At 61.5% G+C, this 22,058-nt stretch carries 27 protein-coding genes; 15 read left to right on the forward strand and 12 right to left on the reverse strand.

Annotation, left to right across the window (positions count from 1 at the left end; all coding sequences use genetic code 11):
• The first annotated feature begins 8 nt into the window (after positions 1-8).
• The 4 genes from ssuC (at position 9) to ACFQND_RS05485 (ending at position 2,771) form a co-directional block, all read left to right on the forward strand.
• Positions 9-911 carry an aliphatic sulfonate ABC transporter permease SsuC gene (gene ssuC, locus ACFQND_RS05470; RefSeq protein WP_371435648.1) on the forward strand — a complete coding sequence of 301 codons (903 nt, stop codon included), beginning with the start codon at positions 9-11 and terminating at the stop codon, positions 909-911.
• Positions 912-920: 9 nt separating this feature from the next.
• Positions 921-1,811, forward strand: a complete 891-nt coding sequence (locus ACFQND_RS05475) for an ATP-binding cassette domain-containing protein (protein WP_371435649.1) — start codon at positions 921-923, stop codon at positions 1,809-1,811.
• 23 nt (positions 1,812-1,834) lie between these two features.
• Positions 1,835-2,452 (forward strand): malonic semialdehyde reductase, encoded by a 618-nt coding sequence (locus tag ACFQND_RS05480; protein ID WP_371435650.1) that lies wholly within the window; start codon positions 1,835-1,837, stop codon positions 2,450-2,452.
• Positions 2,453-2,555: 103 nt separating this feature from the next.
• Positions 2,556-2,771 (forward strand): TOBE domain-containing protein, encoded by a 216-nt coding sequence (locus ACFQND_RS05485; RefSeq protein ID WP_371435651.1) that lies wholly within the window; start codon positions 2,556-2,558, stop codon positions 2,769-2,771.
• Between the two features lie 199 nt (positions 2,772-2,970).
• Here the strand turns inward: ACFQND_RS05485 and ACFQND_RS05490 are convergent, their stop codons facing one another.
• From ACFQND_RS05490 to ACFQND_RS05500, 3 genes are read right to left on the reverse strand one after another with little or no spacing between them, the layout of a single operon-like run.
• Positions 2,971-4,002, reverse strand: coding sequence for a tripartite tricarboxylate transporter substrate-binding protein (locus ACFQND_RS05490; protein ID WP_371435652.1), 1,032 nt, complete (start codon positions 4,000-4,002; stop codon positions 2,971-2,973).
• A 46-nt stretch (positions 4,003-4,048) separates the two neighbouring features.
• Positions 4,049-5,257: a CaiB/BaiF CoA transferase family protein gene (locus tag ACFQND_RS05495; RefSeq protein ID WP_371435653.1), complete on the reverse strand. Its 1,209-nt coding sequence runs from the start codon at positions 5,255-5,257 to the stop codon at positions 4,049-4,051.
• A gap of 25 nt (positions 5,258-5,282) precedes the next feature.
• Positions 5,283-6,227 carry a hydroxymethylglutaryl-CoA lyase gene (locus ACFQND_RS05500; protein WP_371435654.1) on the reverse strand — a complete coding sequence of 315 codons (945 nt, stop codon included), beginning with the start codon at positions 6,225-6,227 and terminating at the stop codon, positions 5,283-5,285.
• A gap of 150 nt (positions 6,228-6,377) precedes the next feature.
• Between ACFQND_RS05500 and ACFQND_RS05505 the strand changes: the two genes are divergently transcribed.
• The 6 genes from ACFQND_RS05505 to ACFQND_RS05530 all read left to right on the forward strand — a co-directional run bounded on the left by ACFQND_RS05505 (position 6,378) and on the right by ACFQND_RS05530 (position 9,730).
• Complete coding sequence (locus tag ACFQND_RS05505) at positions 6,378-7,283, forward strand: LysR family transcriptional regulator (protein ID WP_371435655.1); 906 nt, start codon at positions 6,378-6,380, stop codon at positions 7,281-7,283.
• A 319-nt stretch (positions 7,284-7,602) separates the two neighbouring features.
• Positions 7,603-7,941: a hypothetical protein gene (locus ACFQND_RS05510; protein ID WP_371435656.1), complete on the forward strand. Its 339-nt coding sequence runs from the start codon at positions 7,603-7,605 to the stop codon at positions 7,939-7,941.
• A gap of 37 nt (positions 7,942-7,978) precedes the next feature.
• On the forward strand, positions 7,979-8,221 hold the full coding sequence (locus tag ACFQND_RS05515; RefSeq protein ID WP_371435657.1) for a hypothetical protein: 243 nt from the start codon (positions 7,979-7,981) through the stop codon (positions 8,219-8,221).
• Between the two features lie 18 nt (positions 8,222-8,239).
• Complete coding sequence (locus tag ACFQND_RS05520) at positions 8,240-8,785, forward strand: DsbA family protein (protein ID WP_371435658.1); 546 nt, start codon at positions 8,240-8,242, stop codon at positions 8,783-8,785.
• A gap of 117 nt (positions 8,786-8,902) precedes the next feature.
• Positions 8,903-9,238 (forward strand): DUF6172 family protein, encoded by a 336-nt coding sequence (locus tag ACFQND_RS05525; protein WP_371435659.1) that lies wholly within the window; start codon positions 8,903-8,905, stop codon positions 9,236-9,238.
• 42 nt (positions 9,239-9,280) lie between these two features.
• Positions 9,281-9,730: a GAF domain-containing protein gene (locus ACFQND_RS05530; protein ID WP_371435660.1), complete on the forward strand. Its 450-nt coding sequence runs from the start codon at positions 9,281-9,283 to the stop codon at positions 9,728-9,730.
• A gap of 85 nt (positions 9,731-9,815) precedes the next feature.
• Here the strand turns inward: ACFQND_RS05530 and ACFQND_RS05535 are convergent, their stop codons facing one another.
• From ACFQND_RS05535 to ACFQND_RS05555, 5 genes are all read right to left on the reverse strand, one after another.
• Positions 9,816-11,216: a hypothetical protein gene (locus tag ACFQND_RS05535; protein WP_371435661.1), complete on the reverse strand. Its 1,401-nt coding sequence runs from the start codon at positions 11,214-11,216 to the stop codon at positions 9,816-9,818.
• Between the two features lie 324 nt (positions 11,217-11,540).
• Entirely contained in the window at positions 11,541-11,906 is a 366-nt protein-coding gene (locus tag ACFQND_RS05540; protein ID WP_371435662.1) for a SnoaL-like domain-containing protein, read from the reverse strand.
• Between the two features lie 75 nt (positions 11,907-11,981).
• On the reverse strand, positions 11,982-13,250 hold the full coding sequence (locus ACFQND_RS05545; protein ID WP_371435663.1) for a DEAD/DEAH box helicase: 1,269 nt from the start codon (positions 13,248-13,250) through the stop codon (positions 11,982-11,984).
• A 164-nt stretch (positions 13,251-13,414) separates the two neighbouring features.
• Positions 13,415-13,726: a DUF4148 domain-containing protein gene (locus tag ACFQND_RS05550; protein WP_371435664.1), complete on the reverse strand. Its 312-nt coding sequence runs from the start codon at positions 13,724-13,726 to the stop codon at positions 13,415-13,417.
• 57 nt (positions 13,727-13,783) lie between these two features.
• Positions 13,784-14,095 (reverse strand): DUF4148 domain-containing protein, encoded by a 312-nt coding sequence (locus tag ACFQND_RS05555; RefSeq protein ID WP_371435665.1) that lies wholly within the window; start codon positions 14,093-14,095, stop codon positions 13,784-13,786.
• 500 nt (positions 14,096-14,595) lie between these two features.
• Between ACFQND_RS05555 and ACFQND_RS05560 the strand changes: the two genes are divergently transcribed.
• From ACFQND_RS05560 to ACFQND_RS05580, 5 genes are all read left to right on the forward strand, one after another.
• The gene (locus tag ACFQND_RS05560; RefSeq protein ID WP_371435666.1) at positions 14,596-15,501 is read left to right on the forward strand and encodes a LysR family transcriptional regulator; all 906 of its coding nucleotides are present in this window, start codon (positions 14,596-14,598) and stop codon (positions 15,499-15,501) included.
• A 180-nt stretch (positions 15,502-15,681) separates the two neighbouring features.
• Complete coding sequence (locus ACFQND_RS05565; protein ID WP_371435764.1) at positions 15,682-16,368, forward strand: 2OG-Fe(II) oxygenase; 687 nt, start codon at positions 15,682-15,684, stop codon at positions 16,366-16,368.
• A 42-nt stretch (positions 16,369-16,410) separates the two neighbouring features.
• Complete coding sequence (alkB, locus tag ACFQND_RS05570; protein ID WP_371435667.1) at positions 16,411-17,061, forward strand: DNA oxidative demethylase AlkB; 651 nt, start codon at positions 16,411-16,413, stop codon at positions 17,059-17,061.
• Between the two features lie 191 nt (positions 17,062-17,252).
• Positions 17,253-18,971, forward strand: coding sequence for an FAD-dependent oxidoreductase (locus ACFQND_RS05575; RefSeq protein ID WP_371435668.1), 1,719 nt, complete (start codon positions 17,253-17,255; stop codon positions 18,969-18,971).
• A gap of 43 nt (positions 18,972-19,014) precedes the next feature.
• Positions 19,015-19,278, forward strand: coding sequence for a UBP-type zinc finger domain-containing protein (locus tag ACFQND_RS05580; protein ID WP_371435669.1), 264 nt, complete (start codon positions 19,015-19,017; stop codon positions 19,276-19,278).
• 42 nt (positions 19,279-19,320) lie between these two features.
• On the opposite strand, the gene ACFQND_RS05585 is transcribed toward ACFQND_RS05580, so the two are convergent.
• The 4 genes from ACFQND_RS05585 to ACFQND_RS05600 form a co-directional block, all read right to left on the reverse strand.
• On the reverse strand, positions 19,321-19,533 hold the full coding sequence (locus tag ACFQND_RS05585; protein ID WP_371435670.1) for a hypothetical protein: 213 nt from the start codon (positions 19,531-19,533) through the stop codon (positions 19,321-19,323).
• A 41-nt stretch (positions 19,534-19,574) separates the two neighbouring features.
• Positions 19,575-20,216, reverse strand: coding sequence for a glutathione S-transferase (locus ACFQND_RS05590; RefSeq protein ID WP_371435671.1), 642 nt, complete (start codon positions 20,214-20,216; stop codon positions 19,575-19,577).
• 66 nt (positions 20,217-20,282) lie between these two features.
• Positions 20,283-20,615, reverse strand: a complete 333-nt coding sequence (locus tag ACFQND_RS05595; RefSeq protein WP_371435672.1) for a YnfA family protein — start codon at positions 20,613-20,615, stop codon at positions 20,283-20,285.
• Positions 20,616-20,666: 51 nt separating this feature from the next.
• Entirely contained in the window at positions 20,667-22,016 is a 1,350-nt protein-coding gene (locus ACFQND_RS05600; RefSeq protein ID WP_371435765.1) for an MATE family efflux transporter, read from the reverse strand.
• Between the last annotated feature and the right edge of the window lie 42 nt (positions 22,017-22,058).

Raw genomic sequence — 22,058 nt, forward strand, 5'->3', positions numbered from 1 at the left:
GCATTCCCATGACAGAACATGTACGCGACGTACGCGAACTTCAGGTGACGCCGCTTCCCGATACCGTGGACGCACCGGGCTGGGGTTTTTTACCACTGATTGCAGTGGTCTGGCCGCAGTTTTCAGTCGCTGCTTTCCTGCGCGACCTGGGTCAGCGCCTGCTGCCCTGGGTGGTGCCGGTGGGCCTGGTCGCCTTGTGGCAGGTGGCTTCGTCGCTGGGCTGGCTCTCGACGCGCGTGTTGCCTGCGCCGCTGGAGGTGGTCAAGGCGGCCTGGTCGCTGTCCGAATCGGGTGAGCTCTGGACACACGTCAAGGTCAGCGCAGGCCGTGCGCTGGCCGGGCTGGCCATAGGCGGCGGGCTGGGCCTGGCCTTTGGCCTGCTCACGGGCTCGGTGAAGTTTTTTGAAACCCTGCTGGACTCGACCATACAGATGGTGCGCAACATCCCGGCGCTGGCGCTGATCCCGCTGGTGATCCTGTGGTTTGGCATCGACGAGTCGGCCAAGTTGTTCCTGATTGCGGTGTCGGTGTTTTTCCCGATCTACATCAACACCTTCCACGGCATACGCAATGTGGACCCCGGCCTGATCGAGATGGGTCGTACCTACGGCCTGACGCGCTGGCAGCTGTACCGCGAAGTCATCCTGCCGGGCGCGATGTCGTCCATTTTGGTGGGCCTGCGCTTTTCGCTGGGACTGATGTGGGTCATCCTGATCGTGGCCGAAACCATCTCGGCGCAGTCCGGCATCGGTTACCTGACCATGAATGCCCGCGAGTTTTTGCAGACCGACGTGGTGCTGGTCGGCATCCTGCTCTACGCCTTGCTGGGCAAGCTGGCCGACGTTTTTGCACGCGGTCTGGAGCGCTACTGGCTGCGCTGGCACCCGGGTTACCAGAGTGCCGGTGTTTAAGGAGAAATCATGACTCAAACCATCACTTTTCCAGTTCGCGCAGAGCCCTTGGACGGGCTCAGGACAGGGCTTGCAAAGGCTTCGACAGGCTCAGCCCGAACGGTAACGAGCGGGTCTGCCCGCGGCGTGCGCCTCGAAGTGCGCGGCCTGTCGAAAAAATACGGCCAGCGCCAGGTGCTGCAACACACCGAACTGGTGATTGAGCCCGGCGAATTCGTGGCCATCGTGGGTCGCAGCGGCTGCGGTAAATCGACCCTGCTGCGCCTGGTGGCCGGGCTGGAGGACGCCACGCAGGGCAGCATTCGCCTTGATGGGCGCGACGTCAAAGGCCTGCGCGATGACACCCGCATCATGTTCCAGGACTCACGCCTGCTGCCCTGGCGCCGTGTGATCGACAACGTGGCGCTTGGCTTGCCGAAGGGAAGCCATGCTGCGGCTGCCGACGTGCTGGCGCAAGTGGGCCTGGCGGATCGCCAGCCCGACTGGCCGGCACGCCTTTCGGGCGGCCAGCGCCAGCGTGTGTCGCTGGCGCGCGCCCTGGTGCACAACCCGCGCCTGTTGCTGCTCGACGAGCCGCTGGGCGCGCTGGATGCGCTGACCCGCATCGAGATGCACCAGTTGATCGAGGGCCTGTGGCAAAGGAGCGGTTTCACCGCCTTGCTGGTGACACACGACGTGCAGGAGGCGGTGGCGCTGGCCGACCGCGTGATCCTGATCGAGGACGGCCGCATTGCGCTGGACGAGCGCATAGACATTGCCCGCCCGCGCCGGCATGACGACCCGCGTTTTGGCGCGCTTGAAAACAGGATCCTCAACCGGGTGCTGCAGCAACCCGCCCACGACAAACCAGACCTGGCCTGGCCGGGCACGCCTTTGCACGGCGTGCGCTGGGCTGTTTGAGCAAAACCCTTTGAGATATCCGGATGAAAAGAGAACCCGATTTAGCCATTCTGCAAGCCGTACCCGACACCGGGCTTGAGCAATTGTTCCTGCATGCGCGCAAGGTGCACGCCTTCAAGCCGGTGCCAGTAGCCGACGAAACCATACGTGCGCTTTTCCACGACCTGCTCAGGTGGGGCCCGACCGCCTTCAACGCCCCGCCGGCGCACTACGTTTTTGTGCGCAGTGCCGAGGCGAAAGCGCGCCTAAGGCCCGCGCTGACGGGCAGCAACACGGCCCAGACGCTGGCCGCCGGCGTGACGGTGATCGTGGCGCACGACACAAAGTTTTATGAACACCAGCCGGACCCGTTTGACGGGCACGATGGCAGGTCGATCTTCAAAAACCATGAGGAGGCCGCACGCGCGATGGCGTTTCGCAACACCAGCCTGCAGGGCGCCTACCTGGTGCTCGCGGCACGCGCGCTGGGGCTGGACGCCGGGCCGCAGTCGGGCTTTGACGCGGCGCTGGTGGACAAAGCCTTCTTCCCGGATGGCCGCTACCGCGCCAACTTTCTCGTCAACCTCGGTGTGGCCGACCGCGCCGGCAGTTTTGCCCGCGGACCACGGCTCGCGTTTGACGACCTGGCGGAGATCGTGTGATGGAGCGATGTTGCAGATAAAAGAGGCCGCCATGGCTCAACGGGTAAGCGCAAGCAGCTATTGACTTGATAGCAAACAGTTTTTTAACCAGAAGGAGTTTTTTATGTCCATCCAGGCCATCAACGTACGCAACCAGTTCCGCGGCAAGGTCAAGGAGATCATCCGTGGCGATGTTGTCTCCGAGATCGATGTCGAAACACCCTGGGGCATCGTGACCTCGGTCATTACCACGCGCTCCGTCGAGCAGCTTGAGCTGGCCGTGGGCAGCGAGGTGGTGGCGCTGGTCAAGTCGACGGAAGTGTCCATCGCCAAGCTGTAATCGGCCATTGCTATCAATAAGGTAGCTGGCCGCGCTTGTAACACGGGGGGCTGGGGCCGATTTGGTTCTGAAAATGGATGAAAACCGGCGGCGCCAGGTTGCTGCCGGTCATCAAATTTCAAGGAAAATCGTGCCCTGGCCTCCGTCCTGCCTGCGCAGCCAGCTATCAAAAACAGAGCAGGCCGGGCGCCGCCCCGGCCTATTGCAGTTCAACGCCCGCTTTTTTGACGAGTTGCGCGTACTTCGCCATTTCGCTGCGAAAGTACAGCGCTGCGGCTTCAGGCGTGCCCGGGTTGATGGTGTTGCCCTGTTTGGCCATGGCTTCCTTCACCTCGGGAGTGGCATAGGCCGCTGCAACGGCGGCCTGTATGCGCCTGGCCTCTGATGCGGGCAGTTTTGCCGGGCCGACCACGGCGAACCAGCCTTCCATGTTGTAGTTGGGCAGGCCCTGTTCCGCGATGGTGGGGATCTCTGGCGCAGCCGCCGAGCGTGCGTTGCCGCCCACGCCTATGGCGCGCAGGGCGCCGCTTTTCAGGTGCGCCTGTATGGCGGGCAGCGCCAGCACGCCCATCTCCACCTGTCCGCCTATCAGGTCGGTCACCATGGGCCCGACGCCTTTGTAGGGAATGTGTTTGGCCCTGACCTGTGCTTCGTCCAGAAACATCTGGGCGGCCAGGTGCAGGATGGTCCCGTTGCCCGACGACGCATAGTTGTACGTATCGGGTTTGGCCTTGAGCAGCGCGACCAGCTCCTTCACATTGGTGGCCGGCATTTTTGCCGGGTTGACCACCAGCACCATGGGTGTGGAGCCGATCACGGTGATGGGCGTGATGTCGTTGATAGGGTCAAACGGCAGCGACTTGTAGACACTGGGGTAGATCACGTGGTTGTTGGACACCACGCTCAGGGTCATGCCGTCCGGCGCGGCCTTGACCAGCGTTGCCGTGCCGACGATGCCGCCCGCGCCGGGCTGGTTTTCAATCACCACCGCATGGCCCAGTGCCTTGCCCAGCGCGACGCTGGCGGCGCGAACAATGGTGTCTACCCCCGAGCCGGCGCCTACCGGCAGGATAAAACGCACAACCCTGTCGCTGCCCTGGGCCAGCAGCCGTAGCGGCGCGGCGGCGAACGCGCCGCCAAGCGCCAGCGCGCCAAGCCGCTGCAGGGCCTGGCGTCTGCCGGCCGGGCTGGTGGTTTGCTGTGTCGGGCTCTTGTTTATCTGGTATTTCATGTTGTCTCCGTCTGTTTATCGTGGGTTGCAAAAAGGCTGGGCAGCGTCAGGCCACGGCTGCCTGCCGATGTAAATCGTCGATATCGCCGGCGCTGTAGCCCAGGCCGGACAGCAGCTCCCGCGTGTGCTGGCCCAGGGTGGGCGGCTGCAGGCGCACGCCCAGGCGCTGGCCCTGCATGGTGATGGGGAACAGCGTGGTCTTGGCGGTCTGCCCGGCACGTGCGCCGTCGGGCAGCGTGATGTCGGCCAGCCCGCCGCTGGCCAGCAGGTGCTCGTCGTCATACAGCTCTTCGGGCCTGCGGATGGGCGCAAACGGCAGGCCGGCTTTTTCAAACAGCGCCACTAGCTCGTCGGCACGGCGCAGTGCCAGGCGCTCGCGCAGCAGGGGCAGCAGGGTGGGGCGCAGGGTGACGCGCTGGTTGTTGCTGGCGTAGCGTGTGTCGGCCTTGAGGTCGGCAAAACCCAGCGCATCGCAGAAGGTGGCCCATTGCGCGTCGCTGACCGCCGCCAGGAAGATCTGCTCGCCGTCCTTCACATTGAACACGTCGTACACGCCCCAGGCTGAAATGCGGTCAGGCATGGGGGCCGCCGGCTGGCCGGTGATGGCGTACTGCAGCATGTGCTGGCCGACCAGGAACACATTGTTTTCAAACAGCGCCGACTGGATTTCCATGCCCTTGCCGCTGATGCCGCGCTGGATCAGCGCGCCCAGCACGCCGATGGCGCCAAACATGCCGCCCATGATGTCGTTCACGCTGGTGCCGGCGCGCAGCGGGTCGCCGGGCCGGCCCGTCATGTAGGCCAGGCCGCCCATCATCTGCACGACTTCATCGAGCGCGGTGCGGTGGTCATACGGGCCGGGCAGAAAACCCTTGTGGCTGGCGTAGATCAGGCGCGGGTTGGTGGCGCTCAGTGTGTTGTAGTCCAGGCCGTATTTCGCCATGGTGCCGGGCTTGAAGTTCTCGGCCACCACATCGGCACTGGCGCAGAGCTTGCGCGCCACCTCGGCGCCCACGGGGTCATGCAAGTCGATGCCCATGCTTTTTTTGTTGCGGTTGAACAGCGGGAAAAATCCCGAGCCGGCACCCAGCAGGTGGCGTGTGCGGTCGCCGTCTATGGGTTCGACCTTGATGACCTCGGCGCCCATGTCGGCCAGCACCATGCCGCAGGTGGGGCCCATGACCATGTGGGTGAATTCGACGACGCGCAGGCCGGCCAGTGGCTGGGGCGGGGTTGATGTTGTTTTATCTTGCATGCAGTTTTTTGGGATTAAGAAATGTTCAGGCCGTAGCGGCCAGCATGGTTTTGGGCAGGCCGGAGCGCCACAGGGTGCCGTGCAGAGTTTCGCCCTCCAGCCAGCCAGCGACCTTGGTGCGCAGCGCCATCAGTTTGTCGAAGTCAATGCCGGTGGCTATGCCCATGCTGGCAAACATATAGGCCAGGTCTTCGCTGGCCACATTGCCGCTGGCGCCGGGCGCGTGCGGGCAGCCGCCTATGCCGGCCAGGCAGGCGTCAAAGCGTGTCACGCCGGTTTGCAGGGCGGCATACACATTGGCAATGCCCATGCCGCGTGTGTCATGAAAATGCCCGCAGGCCAGCCGGTCGCCGGCCACCTTGAACGCTGCTTCAAACAGCTCACGCACCATGGCCGGGTCGGCATAACCCACGGTATCGGCCAGGCCCACGCGGTCGGCGCCAGCATCCAGCACGGCCTGCAGCAGGCGCAGGACTTCGGCCGGTTCAACGCGGCCTTGCAGGGTGCAGCCAAAGGCGGTGCTCATGCCGACTTCCAGCAGCATGGCCGAGCCCGATGCATCACGCGCGGCGCGTATGCGGCCTATCTCTTCGACCACCTCGTCCGGTGTCTTGCGCAAATTGGCCAGGCTGTGGGCGTGGCTGGCCGAGATCGGCAGCAGCATCAGGTCGGCGCCTGATTCAATGGCGCGCTCGGCGCCTTTCAGGTTGGGCATCAGCACCGAGGTCACCAGGCCGGGCAGGGTTTTGGCAAACGCCACCAGTTCGGCGGTGTCGGCCAGTTGCGGCAGCAGCCGCGCCGGGACAAAGGAGCCGACCTCGATTTCGCGCTGGCCAGCGTCGTAGGCGCCGCGCAGCCAGGCCAGCTTGCGCTCGGTCGGCATGATGGCAGAAATGCTTTGCAGCCCGTCGCGCAGGCCGACTTCACGGATGCTGACTTGCTGGGGGAGGGTGTTTGAAAGGGTGTTCACTGCGGTTTCCATCTCATCTGGCTTGTTTGCAGGGAGTTTAGGTTTTCCTGAAACCGCTGGATAATCAATTTTGGAAGCTTTGAAGTTCCTGATTGGAAGTTCATAACAGGAATACCGCGCCATCCGGCCCGGTTCCGGCAGGAGACGCCCATGAGAGACCTGGACATGACCACCTTGCGGCTGTTTGCCGCCGTATGTGAAACCCGCAGCATTGCGCGTGCGGCCGAGCAGGCCAACATCGTCGGCTCGGCCATCAGCAAACGGCTGGCGCAGCTGGAAGATACCGTCGGCACGCCGCTGCTGGTACGCAGGCGGCGCGGCGTGGAGCCCACACCGGCCGGCGAAAGCCTGCTGGAGCACGCCCGCACCATGCTGGCCAGCGCCGAGGACATCGAGCGCGACATGGCCGCCTATGCGCTGGGCGTGCGCGGCCAGGTGCGCATCCTGGCCACGGCATCCGTCATGGCCGAGTCGCTGGCTGACGATGTTGCTGCCTTCCTGAAGGTGCCGGCGCACCACGACATACAGATCAGCATGGAAGAGCGCGTCAGCCCGGACGTGATACGCGGCATCAAGGAGGGCGTGGCCTCGGTTGGCATTTGCTGGGACGCGGCCGACCTGACCGGCCTGCAGTCGCGCAGCTACCGCACCGACCACCTGGCCATCGTCGCCCATCCCTCACACCCGCTGGCGGTGCATGAAACGCTGCGTTTCGAGCAGACGCTGGACTACGAACACGTCAGCCTGCCGGTGCACAGCGCCGTGCAGGTCATGCTGCAGCGCGCCGCGGCGCTGCTTGGCAAGGTCGTGAACCACCGCGTCATCGTTTCCAACTTCGAGGCGGCACTGCGCGTGGTGCGCGCCAACCTGGCCATCAGCGTGGTCCCGGCGGAAGTGGCAGAAGCCTACGCCAGGACTTACGGCCTGCGGGTGCTGCCGCTGGCAGAACCCTGGGCCAGCCGGCGTTTTGCCATCTGCTTCAGAAACGAGGAAGGGCTGTCGGCCGCAGCGCAGATGCTGGTGAGCCACCTGGTGCTGAAGGGCCATGCCGCTTGACATTGCGCGGCGCGCAGTTGCCCGGCGAAGTTGCCTGCTATCAAATACGTAGCTGGTTGCGGGCGATTTATAAGGGCCCCGGGCCATTTTCATCGTCAAAATGCATAAAAAAGGCTTTTTCACCCGATAACCGGGCCTGTCAGGCCAGATAGGCCTTGACAAGCTGGCTTTACATACCGGATTGCGTGCTGGCCTTTGTCGGCCCTGCGCAAGCAGCTATAAATTAGATAGCGAATACCCCAACTCACAAGGTCTTTAGAAGGGGTAAAATAGAGCCCGCAAAGCTTGAATTCGACCAGAAAACCCCAAGCTGCTGTCCATGAACGCCACCCACACCTCCTCTTCCAACGTTCCCCACAAGAACGACCTGACCGTGACCCACGTGCTGGCGGAGTTGCTTGAGCGCCTGGAGCACAGCAGCGAGCCGGTTGACCCCGGGCAATACCTCTCGGTGGTCGAACACCTGGTCAATGAATTCGGCGATGTCGAGCCTGGCATCGAATTTCGTGCGCTGCTGGACACCCATCCGGCCGCAGCCGAGCTGTACGAGAACGTCAATTACCAGTACGCAGGGCTTTGCCGCTCTGCGCTGGATGCCTCTCTCGCCTCGGAACAACAAGCCAGGGAAGCCATTGCCCACGCGATGCGCCAGGCCTGAACCCCTTCAACAACCCAACCCAAGGAAGATCCAAAACATGGCAAGAGCTGACGCAAAAACCGCTGTACTCGCTGACGGCCTGCGCTACAAATCCAAGGTGTCGGGCTCTCCCTTTGCTGCCACCACCTCGTTTGGCGCAGCCACCATGTCGTGCTTTATGTGCGGCAAACACCGCGCCCGTTCACTGATGGGCACGCGCAAGGTGCTGGGCAAGTCCCAGGCCGTATGCTCCCCTTCATGCAAGGCGCTTGATGAAGCGCTGGAGAATGCGGCAAACTGAGCGCCGCAGCGCAATGTCATGAACATCAAGGCCGGGCTGGACCCGCTGCTGTACCCCGATGAGGCCATAGACCACATCGAGGGCCGGTCGGCGGCACCCATCACCCTTATGGAATACGGCGACTTTGAATGCCCGTCGTGTTTCCAGGCCCACGGTGCCTTGAAGGTCATGCTCCCGCATTTCGCGGGCGACCTGCGCTTTGTTTTCAGGCACTTCCCGCTGCGCGAAGTGCATCCCCATGCCGAACTGGCCGCCGAAGCCGCAGAAGCAGCCGGCGCCCAGGGAAAGTTCTGGCCCATGTACGAGCTGCTGTTTGCCAACCAGCACCACCTCAAGGAAAAGCACCTGCTCGACTACGCCGCGCAAATCGGCCTCGATTTGCCGCGCTACCAGAACGAAATGAACGACCACGTCTACCTCCAGCGTGTGCAGGAGCACATGCAGGGCGGACGGCGTCTGGGCCTGCGTTCCACGCCGGCGTTTTACGTCAACGGCGTGTTCACCGATGTGTCGTTTGGCCTGCAGCACCTGCGTGAGGCGATAGACAGGGTGCTGGCCGCCTGATTTTTTGCGGTGCGGGTTCTCTGTCCGCGCGCTTTCCGCACCCCTGGCCTTACGCGCTGATAATCACCCCTTACTGTGGCCTGTTGAGCCACAAAATAACAGCATTCCAAGGCATCCATGAGAAAAACCTACCAGCTCCAGATAGAGGGCAAAAACCGCGACCGCCTGCTTGAAGCCGCCAAACACGACATCCGCAAATACGCCAAACGCGAACGTGCCAAGGCCTTGCCCAAAGGCGTGGATTTCTGGGACTTTGACTGCAAGGCCGGCGCCAGCGATGCAACAGCGGCAGAGGTTCACTTTGCCGAGCTGATGGGCGCGATTGATGCGCTCGTGAAAGACGGCGGCACACAGTTTTACGTCGAGGTCGTGGCCAAACAGGGCCACCGCACGGCCAGGCCGCGCGTGGAGGGCGATGATGCACACGGCGACGTTTATGACGACGCCGAATAAGAACGCAGCCACCGGCCAGGTTGTTAGCTGGTAGCATTTGGAATGACCTCTGATCCTTACCAAAGCCTTCAAGACCTGCTGCAGAAACAAGGCCTGAAGGCCGGCCTTGCTTTCCTCAACGACCGGGTCCCGCACCGGTTCACGGCGGTTTACCGCCTGGACGACATGATGCTTCGCAGGGTGGAGCTCGTGGACAAGGGCGGCAGCCCCCTGGAGGTCAATGGGCTTGAGGCGGTCCCGCTGGAAACAAGCTTTTGCCAGTTTGTGCTGCGCGACGGGCAATTCGTTACCAGCCAGTCAGCCTCCGACACGCGGCTTGACGGCCATCCTTATCAGGGCGTGGTGGGCAGCTATATCGGTTTGCCCTTGCAGGGCGGCGGGGACAAGCTGTTTGGCACCTTCTGCCACTTTGACTTCAGCGAGCAGCCGGTGAATGACGAGGAGTTTGCGTTTTTGCAGCGGGTTGCGAGGTTGCTGCCGCGTTATTTGTAATTGGCAGTTGCTGGGGCGGTTTGTGTTGCTCGCCCCGACATCGTTGATACACCAGGTTTGTACTCAATTCGGCAACCCATAGCGTTTATTCCTTTGCTGCGCTTTCTGTCCCCTCCGATGCAAGCTGGATATTTTTGGGCTCACTGTTTACTGCAGTATTTGACTCTCGCTTGGCATATGTGAATGCCCCAATATTCCCCCCGAGATAAGCCTTAAGCATTTCGATTTTCAGATATGTGCGCGCTTCATAAAGTTGCTCATCGGAAAATGCCAAGCCATTTGCAGACGCGGACGCGACGTCCTTCGCAACAATGCCTATCTTCGAAAAGTCCAACCGCTCTGCATAGATCACGCTAATACGATTGAAAAGGAAGAGAACTGCGGAATAGCAGACGGCCAAAATTGAACCGCAGATGGTCAGATAGGGAAGGCGAGTAACAAATATCGTCAGTAGATCAATATTTGGTTCTTTCACATATCTGACTGAAAGATCGACGGCGCCCATTAGTAGCTGCGCGGTCAAAATCACAATAATGGCGAGCGGTACGATGCTCAGCCAGATAAAGGTTCGAGCCTGTTTGGCACCATGGTCAGAGAATGAAGAAAACTCCTCCGAGAATAGATTGACGTTGTTGGTCAGTTCCCGAAGGCGGCGCTCGGCTTCAGATGTCTCTATTGCTAGTGCTCGCAGTTGCTCTTTACCCTTGGAAACCTCCCCGTCAATACTGCGAACGGTTGCTTCATAAGTACTGATTTGTTCGAGAACGGCCTGCTTGCGCGTCTCAGTACGCCCAATATCGTCCTTGAGGTTTACGAGGTTGGCTGTCGCCTCGGTGGTCTCTTCTTTCGTCGTTTCAAGCGTTTCCTCAAGCTCTGCGAGCTCGGCTCTTTTATTCGCTTCAAGTTGAGTTACGGACGTTTCGCGCTGCTGGACCTTTTCTTCCCGTGATTGAATGTTGATTTTTTCTTGGGAAATTTCTTCAATTGTTGTCTCGCGTAAGCCTTGAAGTCGCGTCAAAGACTCACTGAGTTGTACAAAATCGTTGGGCGTAAACCCGAGAATTCTTATTTGTTTTACTTCTAAGGTGCGTTTTCTAAACAACTCAAAGAAGCCTGGCGGTAAATAAATGGAAATGCCGCTAGTTACGCAATTTACCGTGAAGGCCATCACGCTTGACAATAAGTCTTGGTCGACCTTCTTGATAACATTTCGATTGCTTAAGGAGTCATGAATCGATAGTTCGACTCCAGCGCCAAAGACTTTTTTGGAGAACTCGATTTCGACAGTGGCCACGTATGCTGGCTCTAAGAAGAATATCTCGTAGGGCTCGCCAGACTTAATTGAGAAGGGTTTGCTATTGGCGTTCAGGCAGCGAACAATTCCGCCTCCCAATTTGCTGACGAACTCCGCTGGAAAGACGTCGAACTCAACAGCCGGTAGCTCCTCCAGCTCATCTAGTGATCTATCCGTGATTTCTAGTGTCATATTTCAGCTGTATTGCCTATCTTTTGAGTTCCACCAAGCATCGAGTCTTCTGCTTAGGTAACACGGGGACTATGAATACGAAGCACTCATAGTAAGTGGGCTGTTACAAATAGTCGTTAGGTATTTGCCCGCCTCTGTAGCTTGCTATTTCTACTCAGTCCTATGCGCATCGACTAAAGGTACTTTTCACACGGCAAGAAGTCCGCGCTGATGGGGATTGCCCCACCCATAGAAATGGGCACAACAAGCGTGCCCATTCCAGAAATTTCTTGGCTCCTCGACCTGGGCTCGAACCAGCGTCCAGCGGATCAAGCGTCCGCTGCTCTAAGCACCCGCCTGATAGAAAAACTCTTCCCGCACAATCTTCCCGTCCTTGACAGTAAACAGGCCCATCTCGTCCATTTGCATGCGCTGGCCGCTTTGTTTCATGGTCACGTCGAACTGGAAGCCGACGATAAAACGGTCGCCGTGCGGCCAGGGGCCGGTCATGGCGGAGGAGTGCACTTCGTGGTTTGCAATCCACCATTCGCCCTTGGCCACGATGGCCGGCAGGCCGACGGCTTCGCGGTTCATGCCGGGCGGGGCCCAGGCTTCAACGCTGACGGCGTCGGGCGAGTACAGGGCCTTGACGTCCTTGCCCTGTTTGTAGAGGGAGGTGTACTGGTTCGCGATTTCTGAGGTGGTCATCATGGCGTCTCCTGTGGTGGGTGCAAGAGGGCTGGATGCCCCCGGGGAGTGCCAGTTTAGACCTGCCGGATCAGCGTGTCACGCCTGCCCGGCGGCTGCCGCGCGCAGTTTGTCTTTCTTGCTGGGCCGCTTGCCCTTGATGCCGCCTGTACCTTGCGGGTCAGCCGCATTGACGGGGGCTACTTCAACAGGCTCAAACCCGGCAACAACTTCGCGCGACACTTTCATGCGGTGACGCTTTTCGATCAGCCTGAAATGTGCGTCGGTGCCTGCGCTTACAAAACTCACTGCGACACCGCTTTCACCCGCGCGGCCGGTGCGGCCTATGCGGTGGGTGTAATCGATGGCAGAGCGGGGCAGGTCGTAGTTGACCACCACGGGCAGGCTTGAAATGTCTATGCCTCGGGCCGCGACGTCGGTAGCGATGACGACCTGCACGGTTTTGGCCTTGAAGTCCATCAGCACCTGGGTGCGTTTGCCCTGGCTGAGCTCGCCGTGGAAGGGTTCGGCCTCAATGTCCACCTTGCGCAGCTTGTCGGCGACTATTTCGGCGGCGTGTTTGGTGGCCACAAAGACCAGCACGCGCTGCCACTTTTCGGTCTGGATCAGGTGGCGCAGCAGCTGTGTGCGCCTGCCTGCATCCACGGCAATCGCCCGTTGTGTGATGTCGGGCTCGCCTTCGGGCTCGGACTTGACTTCAACCCGCAGCGGGTTGTGCAGCATGCCGGCGGCCAGCGCTTCAATGGCCGGGGGAAAGGTGGCCGAGAAGAAAAGGTTTTGCCGTTTTGCAGGCAGCAGCGCCAGGATGCGCGCGAGTTCATCGCCAAAGCCCATGTCGAGCAGCCGGTCGGCTTCATCCAGCACCAGCATCTGTACGTTGGCGATGCTCAGGGCGTTGTGGTCCAGCAGGTCAATCAGCCGGCCGGGCGTAGCCACCACGATATCGGCGCCACCGCGCAAATTGAGCATTTGCGGGTTGATGGAGACACCGCCAAAAACAATGGCCACTCTGGAAGGCAGTGGCAAAAACTTTGCAAAGCTGCCGATGGCTTCACCCACCTGTGCCGCCAGTTCGCGCGTGGGCACCAGGATCAGTCCGCGCGTGATGCGCGGCTTGCCTGCCTGCTGGCCGGCCAGCTGCTGCAGCATGGGCAGCGCGAACGCAGCCGTTTTACCTGAACCGGTTTGCGCCGAGCCGACCACGTCGCGCCCCTGCAGGATGGCCGGGATGGCGGCTGACTGGATGGCGGTGGGCGATGTGTAGCCCTTCTCATCAAGCGCGCGCAACAGGCCGGGCAGGAGCGGGGGACTAAAGGCGGAAGCAAAACCCGGTGAGGTAGGTGGCATGAAGGGCTGGGTTTGTAAGGGGTTTGCCGAAAGCGGCGTGGCGGCATGCGTTGCCAGGGGATGCCCCTGAGTTTAAGCCCATGTCTTTTGGGCCAGGCAATAAAAAAGCCTGCAACAGCAGGCCTTTCCGGTCGGGTGACTGTCAGGCCAAAGCCTGCGCCAGCTTACATGGTGCTGTTGCCACCCATGGTGTTGCGGGCTGCCACAAGGGCGTCCCGGCGCACATCGGCACGGCTCACGGCGCTGGTGCTTGCTGCAGGCTGGGCAAAAGCGGCTTCCTGGCTCACGGCAACTGCGCCGTTTTGGCGGGCGTTCAGGTAGTCGGCCTTGACCTGTGCGCGGGTCACGGTGCTGCTTGAAACGACCGGGTTGATGGCCAGGGCAGCTTCACCATACTGGGCGTTTTGTGCAAAAGCGCTGGCGCCCGAGAGGGCTGCAACTGCAAAAACGGCGGAGGAGATGAGTTTCGTGTTCATGATGCTTTCCTTTGAATGATGTTTATTGGTTTGTTTGCTGTGTTTTCGGATCGGCGATCAGATCGTGCTGTTGCCAATTTGGGTGGCGCGGGCCGAGATGACGGCGTCGTTGCGCACTTCAGCACGGGTCATGGTGCTGGCGGCTGCAGGGGCGGCCGCAAAGGCGCCTTCCTGGCTCACGGCCAGCGCGCCGTTTTGGCGGGCGTTCAGGTAGTCAGCCTTGACTTGTGCGCGGGTCACGGTGCTGGTCGAAGCAACCGGTGCGAACACCAGGGCAGCTTCGCCGTACTGGGCGTTTTGTGCAAAAGCGCTGGCGCCGGTCAATGCGGAGAGAGCGATAACGGTAGAAGCGATAAGTTTCGAGTTCATGATGAAAGTCCTTTTAAAGTTAAACAATCGGTCCCGAACAATTCAGAACCGCTACCTATCCAGTCATCGTCGTCTTGGGGTTTGAGCCCCTGGCTGTCCAACTGGCCTCGGTGAGTCGCTTGTTTGGTTTCGGCTCATCGATGACTGAAGTTTAGGGTTTACCCTTAAGAAGAAAAACCCCATTGATGACAATGCATAGTTTCTAAATACGCATCAATCGGCTTTCTGGATGAGCCCGATGGCAGAAGCGGGATGTATTCCTGCGTGGTGACGGCGCTCAGTCCTACATCCATCCCGGGAGGGCAAGCCCGGGTTTCGGAAAATTCTCTTTTGAGCGTTGCAGTCAGCTATGAATTTGATAGCTTCAACCAGGCGTGCTTATGGGGCCTGTGGTGGTTTTTTGGTGCGCGCAGTCCGGTCATTTAGGCCTGCAGGGCGGCCAGGCAAAAGGCAAAAAACTATTTTGCAAAAACCATGACCTTCATTGCAATAATCTGGGCATGGATCTGGTCAAGTCAATGCAGGTGTATGTGGCGGTTGTCGAGGGCGGCAGCTTTGTGCATGCCGCCGAGCGTTTTGATACATCCACCGCCTCCATTTCGCGCCAGATCGCGGCGCTTGAAGAGCACCTGGGTGTGCGGCTGTTGCAGCGCACCACGCGGCGGCTTTCCATGTCGGAGACGGGACGGGCGTTTTACGAACGCGCTCAGCAGATCCTGACGGACATTGCCGAGACCGAAGCCGTCATTGGCCGCGAAGTCACGCAGCCGACCGGCCTGCTGCGCATCAGCGTGCCGCTGTCTTATGGACTGCGCGAGTTCGCGGGCATCCTGCCGGAGTTCCGTGCGCGTTACCCGGGCCTGCGGCTGGACATTGACCTGAGCGACCGCGCCGTGGACCTGATCAATGACAGCATCGATGTGGCCGTGCGCATAGGCGCTTCACCCAGCCCGAACCTGATCGCCCGCAAGATCGCGCCTGTGCGCATCATTGTCTGCGCCGCGCCTGCCTATCTGGCGCGCCGCGGTTTTCCGAAAACGCCGGAAGACCTGGCCGGCCACGACACGCTGGCCTATTCGCTGCTGGCCACGGGGGACACCTGGACGTTTCATGACAGGCATGGCACCGAGCAGTCCGTGCGCGTGGAGCCGCTGGTGCATGCCAACAACGGCGACCTGCTGCGCAAGCTGGCGCTGGCGGGTGGCGGCATCATTTCGCAGCCGGACTTCATCGTGGCCGACGACCTGGCGCGTGGCGCGCTGGTGCCTTTGCTGGAGGACTGGCATCGCAGCGAATCACATATTTACGCGGTTTACCTCAGCCGCAGGTTTTTGTCGCCCAAGGTGCGTGTGTTTATCGACTTCATGGTTGAGCACGCAGCCAGGGGTGTAGCTGATATCGCCTGATTGCTATTGATTTAATAGCTGGTGGCGCGCTGTTCTCGACGGTCTAGGGCCATTTCCATCATAAAAACTGCTAAAGAAGTGGTTGGCAGGCATACGAGAGGCATGTCCGTTTGCGGCGAGCCAGGGCGTTGCCAGCGGCCTAAGCTTGGTGTTCACCAACTTGAACGGGCACACATGCTGATGGATACCGACTGGCACACGCTGACAGAAGAACTGCAAACACGCGGCAGCGTGGTCATGCCGAAATTGCTGAGCTCTGAGGAATGCCTGGCGATCAGCGGGCTTTATCCGCAGGCCTCGCATTTCCGCAGCCGGATCGTGATGGAGCGCCATGGTTTTGGCCGGGGCGAGTACCAGTATTTCAGCTACCCATTGCCCGATCTGGTTCAAACGCTGCGCACCACGCTTTACCCAAAACTGGTGGGTGTCGCCAACCGCTGGAACGAGGCCATGGGTATTGAGCTGCGTTATCCGCCGGAGCACGCCGAATTCCTGGCGCGCTGCCACCAGGCCGGCCAGCTGCGGCCCACACCGCTGCTTTTGCAATACGCCGAAGGCGACTACAACTGCCTGCACCAGGACTTGTATGGCGAGCATGTGTTTCCGCTGCAGGTGGCAGTGTTGCTGTCGCGGCCGGGTGAGGACTTTACGGGCGGCGAGTTTGTATTGACCGAGCAGCGCCCGCGCATGCAGTCCCGGCCCGAGGTTGTGCCGCTGGCGCAGGGCGATGCGGTGGTTTTTGCCGTGCACCACAGGCCGGTGCAGGGCAGCAAGGGCTTTTACCGCGTCAACATGCGTCACGGCGTGAGCCAGTTGCGCTCCGGGCATCGCCATACGCTGGGTGTGATCTTTCACGATGCGCAGTAGCATTGGCTGAGTGCAAGAGGACACCAGAGCAGAGGAAGCCGTTTGACCGCAGACCTTTTTGACGACCAGCTAATCGAAGCTGCGCAGCTTGCGATTTCGCCGGGCGCCGTGCTGCTGCGCGGTTTTGCACGCGAAGGCGACGCGGCCTTGCTGCATGCATTTGATGACGTGACGGCCCAGGCGCCCCTGCGCCACCTGGTCACGCCGGGCGGCTACACCATGTCGGTGGCCATGAGCAATTGCGGCCCGCTGGGCTGGGTGTCGGATCGCCGTGGGTACCGTTATGCGCCGCAAGACCCGCTCTCGTGCCACCCCTGGCCGGCCATGCCTGCGTGCTGGCTGGACCTGGCAACGCGCGCGGCCGCGCAGGCCGGCTTTGCGGACTTCAGGCCCGACGCCTGCCTTGTCAACCTGTATGCGCCCGGCAGCAAACTATCGCTGCACCAGGACAAAGACGAAGCCGGGTTTGCCGCGCCCATTGTGTCGGTGTCGCTGGGCTTGCCTGCCGTTTTCCTGTTTGGCACGCCGCGCCGTAGCGACCGCCCGCAGCGCCTGCGGCTCAGCCACGGCGATGTGGTGGTGTGGGGCGGGCCGGCGCGGCTGGCCTACCACGGGGTTGCGCCGCTGGCCGACGGCGAGCATGCGCTGCTTGGGCGCCGCCGCATCAACCTGACTTTTCGGCAGGCGGGCTGATTTTCAAGCCAAAAGGCTTGCTGGCCGCCGCAGGACGAGCGCAGGCAGCTATCGAAAACGTAGCAAGTGGGGTCCGGTCTGGCTTCTGGCGAGCCGTTACCGCGGAGGGTTTTCACGCCCGGCTTTTCATCGTCTAATGGGCGTGTATCCGGCGCCTGATGCGCTGGGGCAAGGCACGCTGGAGTTCCCTCATGGCTGACGCTTCATCTGACAATACGCCTCCCGATCTGCCCGCCGACGGCACAAGCCGGCGTCACCAGATGTTTCCTGTCCTCAGCGAGGGTGATATGGCGCGCATGCAGCATTTTGGCAAGGTGCTGCACTTCGGGCGCGGTGAGCGCCTGTTTGTGGCCGGCGAGCCCAGCCCGGGCATGTTTGTTGTGCTCAAGGGCGAGCTGGCCGTCACCCAGCGCGACGGCCTGGGCCATGTGGTGCCGGTGGTCACGCACAGGCGCGGCGAGTTTTCTGCCGAGGTGGGCCAGCTCTCGGCTCGCCCCTCACTGGTGGACGGCCATGCGCAGGCCGATATTGACGCGCTCCTGATCCCGCCCGACCAGTTGCGCGCGCTCATCATTGCCGAGGCGGACCTGGGCGAGCGCATTGTGCGTGCGCTGATTTTGCGGCGCGTGGCCCTGATTGAAGCGGGCGCCAGCGGCCCGGTGCTGATAGGTCAGCCGCAGTCGGCGGGCGTGATTCGCCTGCAGGGGTTTTTAAACCGCAACGGCCAGCCGCACCACGTCATGGACATCAGCCGGGACGCAGATGCCGCCGCGCTGCTCGAGCAGTACAGCGCGGGCGCCGCAGACATGCTGGCGGTGTGCCCGAACGGCTCCGTGTTGCTCAACCCGACAGAGGGCGAACTCGCCCGCTGCATAGGCATGGTGGACACGGCCGACCACGACGAGCTGTTTGACGTCATCGTCGTCGGTGCCGGGCCGGCTGGCCTGGCGACGGCGGTGTATGCCGCATCGGAAGGCCTGCATGTGCTGGTGCTCGACTGCCGGGCCTATGGCGGCCAGGCCGGCGCCAGTGCGCGCATTGAAAACTACCTGGGTTTTCCCACCGGCATCTCGGGCCAGGCGCTGGCCGGGCGGGCTTTTGTGCAGGCCCAGAAGTTTGGCGCTGAACTGCTGATCCCGGCACAGGCGAAATCGCTGGATTGCAGCTACAAGGCCAGCGACGGTGAATTGCACCTGGAACTGACCGACGGCCGGCGCCTGCGCGCCAGGACCGCCGTGGTTGCCAGCGGTGCCCGGTATCGCCGGCCGGACGTGCCACGCCTGGCGGAGTTTGAAGGCCGCGGTGTCTGGTACTGGGCTTCTGCGCTGGAGGCCAGGATGTGCCGCCAGACCGAAGTCGCGCTTGTAGGCGGCGGCAACTCGGCCGGCCAGGCTGCGGTGTTTTTGTCACAACACGCCGCCAAAGTCAACATGCTGGTGCGCGGCCCCAGTCTGGCGGCCAGCATGTCGCGCTACCTGATCGACCGCATTGACGCCGCGCCCAATATCGAACTGCTGCCGCATACGGAGCTGGCTTCGCTGCAAGGCGACCCTGGCGCAGGCCTGACGTCCATTAGCTGGCGCAACCGTGAAAAAGGTAATGAGCAGCAAGCCGCGATACGCAATGTATTCCTCTTTGTGGGGGCGGATCCCGAGACGGAATGGCTCAGCAACTGCGGCGCGGCGATTGACGCGCATGGTTTTGTGCTCACGGGCGACAAGGTCGCCAGCCACGATCCGGCCCATACGCCCGCGCCGCTGGAGACCAGCATCCCGGGCCTGTTTGCCGTGGGCGATGTGCGCAGCGGCTCGGTCAAGCGCGTGGGCGGCGCGATAGGCGAGGGCGCGGCGGCGGTGGCGATGATTCATCAGCACCTGGCTGCGATGAATGGCAGCAAGGCTGCCGCCTGACCGGCCATGCATTCAAAAACTGTTTCAACCCTGGAGTCCTGACATGCGCATCCAACCCTGCTCCCACGTACCCGCTGAAATCCATGCACCCAATTCCCTGAGGGGTTGCGAAGAATGCCTCCGGATGGGCGATAGCTGGGTGCATTTGAGGCTGTGCGTGCATTGCGGCCATGTGGGCTGCTGTGACGACTCAAAGAACAAACATGCGACCAAACACCATGCCGTGACCGGGCATGCGGTGATCCAGTCACTGGAGCCGGGGGAGGGCTGGATGTGGTGTTATGAGCATGAGTCACAGGTAGGTTAGCCTGAGCGGGGTAGCCGGTGGGCATTCATGCCTGCCAAGGCCTCACTTCACCTTGATGAACTCCGTCGCGGCAACTTCCACCGGATTGGACTGCGGGCTGCGTTGCCAGTGCTCGTCGGCCGCCTTCTGGACCGCATCCCTGTCGAACACACCTTTTGAAAGATCAGACCAGACGTGTACATACGTGCTGCACCAGGCCTCGTAGTCTTTCCTGACTTTTTGTTCCGCAAACTCCGGGTTGGGGTCTGTTGTCATCCAGACATACTAACGGGCCGCCACCCGCCAGTCCAGCCGGATCAGGCTTCCCCGGCGTAGGTGGATGCGCCATGTGGCGCTGCCGAAAATGCCGGCAGCTGTTCGGCTTTTTCAGTGAACCGGGACAAGGCGGGGCAGCGCTCCATGTTCACGACTTCAGGAATCATCATCTGCGTGAAATGCCAGGCCACTGCGGCCGTAACACCCGCCTGGTTGATGCTGCCGGCTTCCAGGGGGCGCTGCTGTATTTCAGCTTCAAGCGCGTCATACGCCGCGAGCAGTTGGCCGGTCACGCGGGAAACCCAGGGCTGGTGCAGTTTTTCGGCCGGCCGCAGGTTGCGCTCGTAAATAATCTGCACGCTTTTCTCGCAGGCAGCAAGGGCCAGACCGATCACGCGCAGGGCCTGCTGGCGTTCGCTGATGCCGGCAGGCATCAGGCTCTTGCGCGGCGATGCCTGTGCCGCCAGCGCCTCGGCGTAATCGATGATGAGGGTTGAGTCCATCAGCACCGTACCGTCATCGCAAACCAGCGAGGGCGCCTTGACCACCGGATTGATTTTCTGGAACTGCGCAAAGGTGCTGAAGACCGAAACCGACTGGTGCCCAAAACGCAGGCCAAGAAGCTGCAGGGAAATTGCCACACGGCGAACGTAGGGTGAATCGAGCATTCCTATGAGTTGCATATGGCTCCTTTGCGGTGGATGCCCATGTTAAGGCAGGCGCGACTCAGCCCGCGTCATGCCTGCCTTTTACGTGCTTCGCGGTGCAAACATGATGATCGCCATGCCGGCTAGTGCCACCAGCGAGCCGGTGATGTCCCACAGGGTGGGGCGTATGCCGTCCACCGACCAGAGCCAGAGGATGGCGACAAAAATATAGACACCACCATAAGCTGCATACACACGGCCGGCGGCGGCCGGGTGCAAGGTCAGCAGCCAGGCAAAAAGCGCAAGGCTGGCCGCTGCGGGCACCAGCAGCCAGGCGCTTTTGCCTTGCCGCAGCCAGAGCCAGGGCAGGTAGCAACCCGCAATTTCTGCAAGCGCGGTGAGCAGGAACAGTGCAATGGTTTTCAGTTCAAACATGTGCGTCCAGGTTTTGGGCTTGTGTCATTTGCAGGCGTTTCGGGCAGGTGCTCAAATCAGCCGCTTGATGGCCTTCTTTTTCCATACCAGCCGGTAATACGCCGTCTGCAAACCCAGCATGGCAATAAACGTGACCGGGTACGCGATCCAGATGCCGTTGATGCCTATGCGCTGGCTGGCAAACCATGCCACAGGCACCTCAACCAGCGCAATGCAGATGATTGAAATGGCCGTCGGTACCAGCACCGATCCGCTGGCGCGCATGACGCCTGACAGGACAGACGCCATGCCAAAAACCACGCTGCTCCAGAGCATGATGTGCAGCAGCGTTTGCGCCAGCTCGATCACCGGCTCGCTGGTGATGAAAAAGCCCATCAGGCGGCGCGAGAGCAGGTAGCCGACCACCACCAGCGCGCCGGTCAGCACCAGGTTCATTTGCACGCCGGTGCGGGCGATGGCGCCCAGCTTGTCGGTACGGCCCGCGCCAATCGCCTGTGCCCCCAGGATGGAGGCGGTGATGGCAATCGAGAAGGCCGGGAACTGCACATAGGCCACGACCTGGTTGACCGCGCCATAAGCCGCCGTGGCGTTGGAGCCGTAGCTGTTGACCATGGAGAGCAGGGCGATTTCGGCGAGCGAGATCACGATCATCTGCACGCCCGTGGGCACGCCGACCTTGAGCACGGTTTTTAATATCTTCGGGTCTATGCGCAGCTTGTGCGCAAAGTCTGCATCCGGCGCCAGCGGGCTCTTTTTGGCGCGCAGCCGAAAGCCCAGCCAGGTGGTGGCGATCACAAACGAAACGACCGTAGCCGCCGCGCCGCTGGCCACGCCCAGCGTTGGCAGGCCGCCCCAGCCGCGTATCAGCGCGGGCGTGAGCAGCAGGCCAATCCCGGTGGAAATTGCCAGGGTATAGAGCGGCGTCACGGTGTCGCCCACGCCGCGCAGCATGGCGGTCGACAGCAAAAACACAAACAGCCCGGGCATGGCGATCAGCATGATGCGTGCGTACAGGGTTGCGTCGGCCAGGATGTCGGGCGGCGTGCCCAGCGCCTTGAGCATGGGTTCGGTGAAAGTACCGCCAAACACGGCGACCAGCAGGCCAAAGGCCACGCCCACGGTTAGCGTGGTGCCGGCCACAGCCTTGACCTTGCCTGTGTCGCCCGCGCCCCAGGCCTGGCCTATCAGCACCGAAGCGCCGGCGCCCAGGCCAATCGTGAAGGCAATAAAAAAGAACATCACCGGGAAAAAACTGGACACCGCCGCGAGCGCGCCCACGCCCAGCATCTGGCCCACGTAGACGTTGTTGAGCGTGCCCGAGAGCGACTGCAGGATGTTGCTGAGCAGCATGGGCGCGAGGAAGGCGAGAAAGGTCTTCCACAGCGGTATGCCTTCGACCATGGGCGGGTGGCGGCGGGGACTGGCGTGTGGTGAGGCGGCGGC

The sequence above is a fragment of the Polaromonas aquatica genome (assembly GCF_042659145.1).
GTDB lineage: Bacteria > Pseudomonadota > Gammaproteobacteria > Burkholderiales > Burkholderiaceae_C > Polaromonas > Polaromonas aquatica.

Coding starts and splice junctions, on each gene's coding strand:
- ssuC (WP_371435648.1), top strand. CDS start 9: ATGACAGAACATGTACGCGACGTACGCGAACTTCAGGTGACGCCGCTT.
- ACFQND_RS05475 (WP_371435649.1), top strand. CDS start 921: ATGACTCAAACCATCACTTTTCCAGTTCGCGCAGAGCCCTTGGACGGG.
- ACFQND_RS05600 (WP_371435765.1), bottom strand. CDS start 22,016: ATGGTCGAAGGCATACCGCTGTGGAAGACCTTTCTCGCCTTCCTCGCG.
- ACFQND_RS05485 (WP_371435651.1), top strand. CDS start 2,556: ATGTCCATCCAGGCCATCAACGTACGCAACCAGTTCCGCGGCAAGGTC.
- ACFQND_RS05555 (WP_371435665.1), bottom strand. CDS start 14,095: ATGAACTCGAAACTTATCGCTTCTACCGTTATCGCTCTCTCCGCATTG.
- ACFQND_RS05545 (WP_371435663.1), bottom strand. CDS start 13,250: ATGCCACCTACCTCACCGGGTTTTGCTTCCGCCTTTAGTCCCCCGCTC.
- ACFQND_RS05495 (WP_371435653.1), bottom strand. CDS start 5,257: ATGCAAGATAAAACAACATCAACCCCGCCCCAGCCACTGGCCGGCCTG.
- ACFQND_RS05515 (WP_371435657.1), top strand. CDS start 7,979: ATGGCAAGAGCTGACGCAAAAACCGCTGTACTCGCTGACGGCCTGCGC.
- ACFQND_RS05535 (WP_371435661.1), bottom strand. CDS start 11,216: ATGACACTAGAAATCACGGATAGATCACTAGATGAGCTGGAGGAGCTA.
- ACFQND_RS05540 (WP_371435662.1), bottom strand. CDS start 11,906: ATGATGACCACCTCAGAAATCGCGAACCAGTACACCTCCCTCTACAAA.
- ACFQND_RS05525 (WP_371435659.1), top strand. CDS start 8,903: ATGAGAAAAACCTACCAGCTCCAGATAGAGGGCAAAAACCGCGACCGC.
- ACFQND_RS05590 (WP_371435671.1), bottom strand. CDS start 20,216: ATGCAACTCATAGGAATGCTCGATTCACCCTACGTTCGCCGTGTGGCA.
- ACFQND_RS05585 (WP_371435670.1), bottom strand. CDS start 19,533: ATGACAACAGACCCCAACCCGGAGTTTGCGGAACAAAAAGTCAGGAAA.
- ACFQND_RS05565 (WP_371435764.1), top strand. CDS start 15,682: ATGGATACCGACTGGCACACGCTGACAGAAGAACTGCAAACACGCGGC.
- ACFQND_RS05575 (WP_371435668.1), top strand. CDS start 17,253: ATGGCTGACGCTTCATCTGACAATACGCCTCCCGATCTGCCCGCCGAC.
- ACFQND_RS05530 (WP_371435660.1), top strand. CDS start 9,281: ATGACCTCTGATCCTTACCAAAGCCTTCAAGACCTGCTGCAGAAACAA.
- ACFQND_RS05480 (WP_371435650.1), top strand. CDS start 1,835: ATGAAAAGAGAACCCGATTTAGCCATTCTGCAAGCCGTACCCGACACC.
- ACFQND_RS05520 (WP_371435658.1), top strand. CDS start 8,240: ATGAACATCAAGGCCGGGCTGGACCCGCTGCTGTACCCCGATGAGGCC.
- ACFQND_RS05505 (WP_371435655.1), top strand. CDS start 6,378: ATGAGAGACCTGGACATGACCACCTTGCGGCTGTTTGCCGCCGTATGT.
- ACFQND_RS05580 (WP_371435669.1), top strand. CDS start 19,015: ATGCGCATCCAACCCTGCTCCCACGTACCCGCTGAAATCCATGCACCC.
- ACFQND_RS05595 (WP_371435672.1), bottom strand. CDS start 20,615: ATGTTTGAACTGAAAACCATTGCACTGTTCCTGCTCACCGCGCTTGCA.
- ACFQND_RS05550 (WP_371435664.1), bottom strand. CDS start 13,726: ATGAACACGAAACTCATCTCCTCCGCCGTTTTTGCAGTTGCAGCCCTC.
- ACFQND_RS05560 (WP_371435666.1), top strand. CDS start 14,596: ATGGATCTGGTCAAGTCAATGCAGGTGTATGTGGCGGTTGTCGAGGGC.
- ACFQND_RS05490 (WP_371435652.1), bottom strand. CDS start 4,002: ATGAAATACCAGATAAACAAGAGCCCGACACAGCAAACCACCAGCCCG.
- ACFQND_RS05510 (WP_371435656.1), top strand. CDS start 7,603: ATGAACGCCACCCACACCTCCTCTTCCAACGTTCCCCACAAGAACGAC.